This window comes from Sphaerospermopsis kisseleviana CS-549 (assembly GCF_028329225.1).
Taxonomy (GTDB): domain Bacteria; phylum Cyanobacteriota; class Cyanobacteriia; order Cyanobacteriales; family Nostocaceae; genus Sphaerospermopsis; species Sphaerospermopsis kisseleviana.
The window spans coordinates 1-3,398 of sequence record NZ_JAQMTI010000213.1 but is presented as its reverse complement, the minus strand read 5'-3'; the positions used below and the strand labels follow the sequence as shown (position 1 = coordinate 3,398).

Sequence of the window (3,398 nt, the reverse complement as noted above, 5' to 3'; positions counted from 1 at the left end):
TTTTGCTTTGGTGAGTCCATCACAATGCCAGTTAGGTACGCTCAACATCCTGCCATTATTTGCCCTTTAACTATTCCAAATCAAGTTGGATATGTCCGTTGCCGGGATTTCTCCGCACTAGGATGTTTCTTCACGTAGATGTTTTTTTACTCACTTTTTCACTATTATACCACTGTGGCTAAAGCCAGTCAATCGTTTTAATGCGACTAAAGTCGCTATCGACTTATCCCCATGTCTAAAAGTCAGGGGCTTGCGTCTCGTTTCAGGGTCAATATGTTATTCAAAATTAACCAACTTTAGTTAACAGTAACTCGCGGGTTTCTGCTTTTCTGACTTTCACCTGGCCATCATCATCTACATCCATAATAGCTGTATCACCTTCGATGATCTGACTAGATAAAATAGCCTCAGCTAAGGAGTCTTCCAAAAGTCTCATAATAGCCCTGCGTAAAGGTCTAGCACCATAACTAGGATCATAACCTTCTCTGACTACCAGTTCCTTAAAGGCTGCTGTGACTTCTAATTTGATGCCTTTTTCAGTTAAGCGGTTAGCAACCTCACCTAGCATGATGTCAGCAATTTGCTTGACTTCTTCCTTGTTCAACTGACTGAAGACGATAATTTCATCAAGACGGTTTAAGAACTCAGGACGGAAGTAATTTTTCAGTTCTTCGTTTACCAAGTTGCGGATACGTTGATAACTTGCATCAGCTTGGTTATCAAATTCAAATCCTAAACTCATACCACCTTTTTCAATTACCTTAGAACCAATGTTAGATGTCAAGATAATTAAGGTGTTCTTGAAGTCTACTTTTCGACCTTTGGCATCCGTAAGATGACCATCATCTAAAAGTTGCAGCAGCATATTGAATACATCGGGATGGGCTTTTTCGATTTCGTCGAAAAGTAGCACTGTGTAGGGTTTGCGGCGTACTGCTTCTGTTAGTTGTCCGCCTTCGTCGTAGCCTACATAACCTGGAGGTGAACCGATGAGTTTGGAAACATTGTGACTTTCCATGTATTCGGACATATCTAAGCGAATCATGGAATCTTCCGAACCGAAGAAATAAGCCGCTAATGCTTTGGCTAGTTCGGTTTTACCTACCCCTGTGGGACCAGAGAAAATAAAGCTGGCGATGGGGCGATTAGGATTTTTTAAACCCACACGGGCGCGACGAATAGCGCGAGAAACGGCTGTAACTGCTTGTTCTTGACCGATCAGGCGTGTATGTAGGGTGTCTTCCAAGTGTAGTAATAACTCTGATTCAGATTCAGTTAGTTTATTTACTGGTACACCTGTCCAAGAAGCGACGATCTCCGCAATGTCTTCTTCGTCAACGCTGGGAATGTTGAGAGTTTGCAGGTTTTCTTCTAGGTCAAGTTTGGTTTGCAGTTCTATTTCTTCTTGACGCAGTTTACTAGCTTTACCAAAGTCTTGAACTCTGATAGCTTCTGCTTTTTCTTTGCTGACGTTTTTCAGTTGCAGTTTCAGTTCTTTGTTGTTGATGATGCGGGAGTGACGTAAACGCACACGAGAACCGGCTTCATCTATTAAGTCTATGGCTTTATCTGGTAAGAAGCGATCGCTAATATAACGATCTGATAACTGTGCTGCTGCTATTATTGCATCATCAGCAATGGTAACTTTGTGGTGTTGTTCATACGCACCGCGCAAACCATAGAGAATTTCAATAGTTTCTGCTACTGATGGTTCTCCGACTAAAATCGGTTGAAAACGTCTCTCTAACGCTGCATCCCGTTCAATGTATTTACGGTATTCATCTAAGGTAGTTGCACCAATACATTGCAGTTCACCTCTAGCTAATGCGGGTTTGAGGATGTTAGCCGCATCTAAACCGCCTTCTGTACCACCAGCGCCGACGAGGGTATGAATTTCATCAATTACCAGGATGATATTACCGACGGAGCGAATTTCATCCATGATTTTTTTCAGACGTTCTTCAAAGTCGCCCCGGAAGCGAGTTCCTGCCACCAGTAAACCCATATCCAGACTAATTACTTCTTTGTCCAGTAATACTTCAGGAACGTCTTGGTTAATGATGCGTTGAGCTAAACCTTCGGCGATCGCAGTTTTGCCAACACCAGGTTCACCAATTAACACCGGGTTATTTTTGGTACGACGACCGAGAATTTGTACAGTGCGCTCAATTTCATTTTGCCGACCCACTACCGGATCTAATCTGCCTTCTTGAGCTAATTTGGTGAGATTACGCCCAAATTCTTCTATACTCAGATTTTGATTACGTCTGGTATTGCGTCCGCCACCAGCAAAAACTGTGTTATCTTCACCTAACACACTCATCACAGCATTGCGGATAGTTTGCAGGTCAACACCGAGATTTTGCAATACTTTGGCGGCTACTCCTTCCCCCGCCTCAGTTAAACCTAACAATAAATGTTCAGTGTTTATGTAATTGTGTCCAAGACCATGAGCTTCTCTGAAGGACTGCTCAAATAGACTTTTTACTTTTGGTGTAAAAGGAATTTCCGGTGGGACAAAACCAGAACCCCGACCAATAATTTTTTCTACTTCCCGACGCGCATCTTTCAGGTTAATGCCTAATTCAGCCAGCACTTTAGCAGCAACCCCTGTTCCTTCTCCCATTAAACCCAGGAGAATTTGTTCTGTACCGACAAAGTTATGTCCCAGGCGGCGTGCTTCCTCCTGAGCTAACATAATTACCCTGATGGCTTCGGACGTGAAGTGTTCAAACATAGCGGGTTCTTGCTCCCTTGCTGCTTGGACTTTGGGTGATCTAAAGGTTCACCCTGATCTAAAGTTTATTGTATTTTCTTAAAGATAATGTATCTTTATTTAAAATTGGATGGCAGTGGTGAGAGCCGTAATTAGCTCAGGTGTAGTAGCCGTCATTTGCCAGTTATGGCTAAAAATTTGGCTATTCTGGCAACTGTTGAGCCTGTCAACTTGGGTAAAGTGAAATCCTATCATCGGTAAAATTTATGACAGAATCTTCCGCAAGTAAAGATCAACAGCATCCACTCTACAACCGCGATCGCCCTCTTATTAATAGTTTACTCTCTCAGGAGGCAACAGATTACAATTTAGCTGAATTAGCTCGGATGAGAATACGCTATCAAGGCTTTCCTGGCGCACGGGACATTCAACAAGACTTAGATAAAGTTTTGCAACGTTGGGGTTTAACGGAAGCGGAACTTTTTGCCAAAACCCGTGAAATACATCAAGTTGGAGGCATTTATAAAAGTCGCGGGAAGAAGGAAGAGGAAGATTGGAATTAATTACAAGGAGTCAGGAGTTCAAGGAGTCAGGAGTTCAAGGAGTCAGGAGTTCAAGGAGTCAGGAGGCAGGAGGCAGAAGGCAGGAGGTAGGAGTCACCAGTCACCAGTCACCAGTCACC

The 3,398-nt window shown here is 43.1% G+C and carries 2 protein-coding genes; one reads left to right on the top strand and one right to left on the bottom strand.

The window, feature by feature from the left end:
- Positions 1 to 286: 286 nt before the first annotated feature.
- On the bottom strand, positions 287 to 2,737 hold the full coding sequence (locus tag PN497_RS17235; RefSeq protein WP_096567098.1) for an ATP-dependent Clp protease ATP-binding subunit: 2,451 nt from the start codon (positions 2,735 to 2,737) through the stop codon (positions 287 to 289).
- 245 nt (positions 2,738 to 2,982) lie between these two features.
- On the opposite strand from PN497_RS17235, the gene PN497_RS17230 reads away from it, so the two are divergent.
- A complete protein-coding gene (locus tag PN497_RS17230; protein ID WP_096567096.1) occupies positions 2,983 to 3,279 on the top strand; it encodes a DUF3288 family protein in 297 nt (98 codons plus the stop codon).
- Positions 3,280 to 3,398: the final 119 nt, after the last annotated feature.